Source organism: Bradyrhizobium sp. Ken51 (assembly GCF_055807435.1).
In genome coordinates this window covers 1-6,518 of sequence record NZ_JBVVPB010000077.1, presented here as the reverse complement: position 1 = coordinate 6,518, position 6,518 = coordinate 1, and the positions used below count along the sequence as shown (strand labels likewise).

Here is a 6,518-nt window from a genome sequence, read left to right as displayed (position 1 = left end):
TCATTGAATGTTTGCCCGACGGCAGGGGTCGCATGAAGCCCCGTCCAAGTTGAGACCGCTGCAATCATTATCATTCCAGAAAGCGGACGCATGATCGACCTCGCTACAAATCACAAAACAGAGAAACAATGCAAACTCATAACGCACGTTCCGGCACATCCCCGATTCATATGTAGAAAGGTGATGTACTACCCATGGCGGAACGTAGACGCAGCGCAGCAAGCAGATAGCTCGCTGCAACGCACCACGTTAACGGCATCAGTTCTAGAGCTCTCTGGCGAAGCGAGCGTCAACACCGCCTGTATGTGCAGGGGTTCAATCAGTGGCGTGAATGTCTTCGCCCTGATTATAGACCGAGGAGGACATTGAACGGACCGCCACAGTTTGGTGGGGCGAGAGGCCGCGAGCCACCTAAGACGCTCCGTACGTTGCCTGCCATGGCTCGATGTTCAGTGGACCCCTCGTCACTATAATGGCGCCGACCTGTGGGGTTGCCTCAAGGCGCAGGGATTTAGCTCGGTGCGAGTCGTTGCCGAATGGGCGACACGCCGTTGGCGTGCCGAAATGCCCAATGCTCAGAGCCTGCAGCGCGTACCGTCCGCAAGACCTATCGCGCGCTGATGACCAATGGCCGCGATACGCTATCAAAGTCAGAGACCGTCACTATTGCGGCAATTGAGCAGGCATTCCTCTCCTGGTGGAAGCTCGAGAAGTCATAGCCAGTTTCCATGCGATGATCCGCAAGGAGGCTCACGGAGCACTCGTCCGCATCAGACATCCTCATTGGGGTATGGTCTCTCCCGGCTGTTTCAAAGCGGACGACAGAGACCCGCATTACGCAGCTTTGTCGGAATTCCTTATCAACCAAGCGGTGGCGGATTGGCACTGCTTCGTTTCGGAATGCGGGCCAATTGAACTTGCTATCAATCTGCCGCTTTCGTTTCTCACAAACGATGTGCACTTACGACGATTGAGAAGCTTCTTCCCAGGCATCGGCCTTTCCGGGACTGATTATCGAGATCGATGGCACGGAGCTTCTGCGTGACTTCAGGCTTGCAAGGGATGCCGCGCATTCGCTAAAGTTCCACAATGTTGGCCTTTCCGTTGATGGGTTAGGTGCAGAATGGCCCTCGCTCCTCGGCCAGGAGGAGTGGCCATTTTTTGAGCTAAAGGTTGATCGAAAATTTATCGATGGGTGCGCAGGGGACGGGCTAAAGCGCGCGGCTTGCATGAGGATTGTAAAAATGTCCGAAGGCAAGACACGAACGGTCGCGAAAGGGGCGGAAACAAGAGCCGATTTCCTGACGGTCAAGGAATTGGGTTTCGACATGGCCCAAGGGTGTTAGCAGCCGCTGTAAATTTGTTTTTCGCAGATACAGTGGCAGGTCGCGTGGGCCGTCCCCGTCTATCGCCAACACGAAGGCCCAAAGCTGAGCCTCGCTATTGTGCTTGCGAGAGTGCAGGGCGTTGAAATCGGAAGCGTCGTCGTCGACGCCAAGCACCACCTCCTCACCCTCGACGACGAAGTGCTTCTGGTGGCTCTTCAGAGCGGCCGCGGCAATCCATAGGTAACGCTCGGTCCAATCCGTGCCGTGCACGATAGCAGCCGCACGCGTTTGTCCGCGGATACGTCCTGCTCTCTTGCGAGGTAAGCAAAGGATGCGGAACGGCGGATGCGCTCGCTCCAAGGCACGCTGGCGATTTTCAAGCGTTGGGTCCATATTAAATAAATAGATAATCGAAACAAATTAGAGATCGACAAATATTTAAAATCGAATTAATTTGCGGGTGCCTGGCGCCGGACGAACGCGTCTGGCCACCGAGAAACGGCTCCCGCATCCCCCCGCTTACGCCATGAGATGTGAGGGGCCGTTTCTTGGCCGGTGGTGAGGCGGATCATGCTACGCATGGCTGACTTGTTTATCGTCTCCACTATGACAGCAGCGGTGTTGCTGGTTGAAATCGCAATTTTTATTGTTCTCGTCATGATTTGACTGACGCGAAAAACTGACAGTAGATGAGAAGCGGCACGCGATCACGCATGATCGTCTCAGTCAACTCGCCGCCCGTCGCACGGTTCGCGGGTCTTTATGTTGTCGAAGTGGAAAAATGAAACCGCCGGTCACACCGGCCTTTTCGTCATTGCTCACGAGCTTGGGCCGCATGCCCGCCAGTTTCATGTAAGCAAGCCGTCGCCAGATCAGGTTCATAAGGGCTGTGAGTGCATTTAGCCGCTCGAGGCGGACTTCAGCGCGGGTGCAAAGCGTTCGGAGAATGTTGCGGCCTTGGCATCCCGGGCTGCAGAAAGGGCGGCCGAGATAATCGTTGAACACCCCACGAATGCGATCGGCAGTAAGACCGCACCGAAAAATAGTTTTCGCATATTACCTTCCTGGAGAGGACGTCAATGCCGTTCAGTCTTGGAGGGGTTTGTTTCAGCGTCATTGTGTGAGGCTCGAAACGGTTTCGTGCACGCGGTCGTGACGCAAGCTGGGGTTACGGCGGCAGGACCTGCGTTGCTGCGCCGCGCAACAACATATGCTCCGAAAAGACCGATGGCGGAGAGACGGCCCCGGCTTCAGGGTTGGCTTTTGAGGTACGCCGGAGCCGCTCCGCCAGCTTGGGCAAGCTAGCGAGACAGCAACGGCGCAGTGAGGACACGGGTTCCTCGCCGCGCAGGTCAGGCGAGGTTTAATTGGCACAATGTAATCCGCCGCGCTTTATTTTCGTTTCTACCCTGCGGCAAGCCACAATGCCTCTGACACTGCGGATGATCGGCCTGGATGATTACACGGTTCACGAGGACCGGCAGCTAGTCGGGCGCATCCGCTACGCGAACGAACGCTCCCCGGGGTTCTGGTTGTGGACGTGCATCGTGACGCTTCCCGGTCCGCCGTTCGGGGAAGCTGGCTCGCTCGATGAAGCGAAGGGGCGATTCATGGTCGCATTGGAGAATTTCAAGGCGAAGCATACGGTGGAAGAGTTGGGGAAGGCCTTCGCTGAGGTGAACCGCGCCAACCGACCAGACCATTATCTGCGCTCAGTGCGTTAGCGCGTCGCATTTGATTGCAACAAAATTTTCCGGTTCACGCTGCCGGCCATTTCAAAGCCGACGAGTTCGTCCCGACTGTGTACGCGCCAGCAGTGAGATTGCCCCCGCTTCAGGGGGAGTTTTGGGTGGCCGGAGCCGCTCCGCCAGCTCCGCGGGAAGCCGGCAAGATTCTCAAGCTCCCTATCGAGGTGTTCGTTCCCTGCTGGTCCACCGTGGGAAATTCACCGGAGGCGCCGGTTCACGTTGGCTGCCTTCCTCATGTGGGCAGCAACATGACGCCTGTCCCAGTATAAGCGGTCATGCATCCAACTCGCACCTTAAACGGGATCCTCGGTTGGCGCGGGCTTTTCATTTTTATCAGCTTCTGTCATCTTGCGACGTTCATTTTTCAGGAGAGACGTGCGTGGCGACAGGGATTGTGAAGTGGTTCAACGCGACCAAAGGCTATGGTTTCATTCAGCCCGACGACGGCGGGAAGGACGTCTTTGTCCACATATCAGCGGTGGAGAAGGCTGGCTTCAGTGGTTTGGCAGAAGGTGCAAAGGTGAACTACGAGATCGTGAGCGATCGGGGCAAGCAGTCCGCAGGTAATCTGAGACTGTAGGCGTGGCTGGGACAGGGCCCGCCAGTTCGCGCCGGCGGCCGGGCGCTTTAGTCACGTGTATCGAAATTGAGTACACGCTTTGGTGCTGCGATCTTCGGCGCTTTCACCGCTCCAGTTCCTTGACGGCCTCCTTTAGCAGTTCGAGAAGCCGGATTTCACATGCCCCCATGACGAACTGATCGGCGTCGTCAGGCACGACAATCTGCCCCTGCACATGTCCATCATGGGAGTGGATGATGAAGTCTCGGGCCTTGCACGCTTCGTTGCGGACGTTCGTTATCGCCTCAAGCGGACCCCATTCAATTCTGACAGCCATTGCTAACCCTCGCTCTTGGGGAAACGCGCGCGAGCTACTGCGCGTCATGCGAGTTGAGGAGCGGTAAAGCCGGCAGATCGATCGGCTCGCCCGGAGGTCGATCAACCCGGTTCGCTTTCTTTCCGCTGACGAGGACACCAATATAGCCGGCACCCACCAGTAGGGCCCCTGCGATCATCAGCCAGTGCGGGAATCCCAAGGACATGGTCGCTGGCCTCAAAATACCGCGCACGGGCGGCGGTAGAACAAACCTATTCAACCATTTCGTGATTGAACAAGTCGAATACTTAATATTTAATAGCTACATTAACTGATTAATTGTGAGATATTAAGAGCGCGGGGTGCACTTATGCCCTCGATCGAGTCTATGCACTTAAGCAGCACAGGGCCTTCCGACCAGCACCCCTATGATCGCGCGCCGGGGGCGCCTGCTGCGTGGTGTCCTTCGGCAAGTGGGCCAATCGTCGCCGAGCCGGAGGCCGCGAATGACACCGCGGGCGAATGGCCTCTGCTACCGTTCCCTGATGGCTGGTACGCCACCTGCTAAGTTATGACGCGGCGTCTGCCTCTATGGTGCTGGCAACCGGCAAAGCCGGCACCTGAAAGCGTCTGCGGGCCGGTGGGGTTGCCCATTTAGCACAGTGGCGAGGATTCACCCCAATCAGGGATGATATGTGAGATACTCGACAGACAGTGTCGGAAGAGGCGATACTCTTGAGGCGGGATGATGGGCGTAGTCGCGTCATTTTGCATGTCGGAAGATGTACTTCGCTTCTACCAGTTAGCTGAGGTGTGCAGGGAACGGGCGGCGCAAGCCCGTCAGCCCGTCGACGCGGAGCCGTGGCTAAAGCTTGCTGAGGACTGGCTCGAATTCGCACGAGCCGACCAGCAACGGCGGGACAACGGAGCGCTTACGAGCCGCGCTGCATCCGATGAACAGCGACCAGAAGATCTGGCCGCTCGAGCACTTCCACCAGCTTGTCCAAGATGATGCGCTCGTTATTCGGGGCCTCGGTTCTAAGTATTCTTCCAAAATGCGCTGGGCGTCACTAACAGCTTGAAGAGCTAGCTGTTCATCCGTCATCTGTTAGCCTCCAGTGGCCATTCAGAACGGAAGAACTTACGTGTAAGATAGTTCCAGATCCCTTAATTGCCGGTTGATGATGCGGTGCTCATGATAGGGGAGGCTGGCGGGTTTTTCTTCTGATCAGATCGGACCGGCGCAGGCCAGTCCACGATGACTAAGTTTCACCCATGTGTATGATTCCCTTGGGCGGGGCTTGATTCGTTATGCTGGAAGCCATTCTCCTATTGCTGGGAATTGGGGCCGCAGCCCTTCTGCTGATCGCCTTCTGGGGACTGCAGCATCACGTATGACGGGCCTCGGGGGCCTAGCGCCTCGAGGGCCGCCGGTTGACGCAGCGTGCTTGCTGCACGCGACTGTGATGACTGTTAGGAAACGTCCTGTGAAGTAGTTCACAAGCGAGAGGTATTCCTGAGCCTAGCGTGCGCGCTTCCACTGGAGGGAAGCGCAATGAAGTGGAACTTGGCAAGCTATCGAATGCTCGCGCTGACGGCCGCTGTTCTGGTGGCGGCTGGTACTACCATGGCCGTCGGTACTCCTCGTGGAGTCCATGAACCAATGCTGGGGTCCGAGTGGCAATGCAGCCGGACCATGCTGCTCGTGACCACGTGTGCGCACTGAAGCATTGATCGGATAGCCGCAGACGCGCTCGGCAAAGCTAGCGGGCGCTCGTTCACACATCTCGGCCTTCACGAATGTCGGCCTAACAATCGGTTAACGAAGAACCCCTAGCGTGTTCCGCCGTTGACCTGCATCTCGTCACGCATGACGAGGTGGGTCTAGGACGGGGCCGATCCCATGGCGGACCTAAGGGAAAAATTGGACAAACTCCGTGCGGATGCCGCGGATTTGGCCCTTATGAGCAGGCGATCGAGCGACCCGCAAAAGCGCGCACTTTTCGAACGCTTGGCAGATGAGCTCGCCATAGAGGCTCTCGAGCTCGAGCAGGTGGTGAAGCTGCAAAGCCGGCGCTCCGGTCACAGCGACATGGATAAAGTTGTCCCCCTCCACGTGCGTCCAGATCGTCGCTGACCCGATCCCGCTTCCCGCGTTGAGCGTCGCCAATAGCTTCCCGGGGCCGATCGGCTCGCGCCTACTCTGTCGTCGTCCCTTAGAGGGTATGGGCTCGCGCGTACTCCTTTTCCCGAGAAGGTGAGCGCAAACACCGCAGCGAGTGATCAACCGGGCGGCCGCGCCACGGATCGCGAGCGGGACCGACGCCCAAAAGCAACGCGTGTGGCTCGATTTAATCGAACGCGCTGCCGCTTTACAACTGAAGAGTGTTGGATGGCCTGTTAACTCGGATGCGTAGAGGCACAATTAATCCATCACGTTGCCAGATTTAAGCCGCATGGGGGCCCATGTCGCCGCGAAGGCTCGTGCCAAGTAGGGGGCGCAACACCGGGAGTTTTCGATGTCCCGTCATTTGCGATTTTACTTCGCCGGTTTGGTCCTTGTCGGA

General features: G+C 57.3%; 5 protein-coding genes and 1 pseudogene. 4 read left to right on the top strand and 2 right to left on the bottom strand.

What is annotated here, in order from left to right:
• Positions 1-432 precede the first annotated feature (432 nt).
• From AC0L27_RS40490 to AC0L27_RS40475, 4 genes and pseudogenes are all read left to right on the top strand, one after another.
• Positions 433-754: pseudogene (locus AC0L27_RS40490) on the top strand (ISL3 family transposase); the annotation flags it as partial.
• A 253-nt stretch (positions 755-1,007) separates the two neighbouring features.
• Positions 1,008-1,346: an EAL domain-containing protein gene (locus AC0L27_RS40485; protein ID WP_473323622.1), complete on the top strand. Its 339-nt coding sequence runs from the start codon at positions 1,008-1,010 to the stop codon at positions 1,344-1,346.
• Between the two features lie 1,406 nt (positions 1,347-2,752).
• Positions 2,753-3,052, top strand: coding sequence for a hypothetical protein (locus tag AC0L27_RS40480; RefSeq protein WP_473323620.1), 300 nt, complete (start codon positions 2,753-2,755; stop codon positions 3,050-3,052).
• A gap of 403 nt (positions 3,053-3,455) precedes the next feature.
• Positions 3,456-3,656, top strand: coding sequence for a cold-shock protein (locus AC0L27_RS40475; protein ID WP_354212046.1), 201 nt, complete (start codon positions 3,456-3,458; stop codon positions 3,654-3,656).
• A 103-nt stretch (positions 3,657-3,759) separates the two neighbouring features.
• On the opposite strand, the gene AC0L27_RS40470 is transcribed toward AC0L27_RS40475, so the two are convergent.
• Together AC0L27_RS40470 and AC0L27_RS40465 are read right to left on the bottom strand one after the other, a co-directional pair.
• Positions 3,760-3,972, bottom strand: a complete 213-nt coding sequence (locus AC0L27_RS40470) for a hypothetical protein (RefSeq protein WP_354258518.1) — start codon at positions 3,970-3,972, stop codon at positions 3,760-3,762.
• A 34-nt stretch (positions 3,973-4,006) separates the two neighbouring features.
• Positions 4,007-4,177 carry a hypothetical protein gene (locus AC0L27_RS40465; protein WP_473323618.1) on the bottom strand — a complete coding sequence of 57 codons (171 nt, stop codon included), beginning with the start codon at positions 4,175-4,177 and terminating at the stop codon, positions 4,007-4,009.
• Between the last annotated feature and the right edge of the window lie 2,341 nt (positions 4,178-6,518).

Coding starts and splice junctions, on each gene's coding strand:
- AC0L27_RS40480 (WP_473323620.1), top strand. CDS start 2,753: ATGCCTCTGACACTGCGGATGATCGGCCTGGATGATTACACGGTTCAC.
- AC0L27_RS40470 (WP_354258518.1), bottom strand. CDS start 3,972: ATGGCTGTCAGAATTGAATGGGGTCCGCTTGAGGCGATAACGAACGTC.
- AC0L27_RS40465 (WP_473323618.1), bottom strand. CDS start 4,177: ATGTCCTTGGGATTCCCGCACTGGCTGATGATCGCAGGGGCCCTACTG.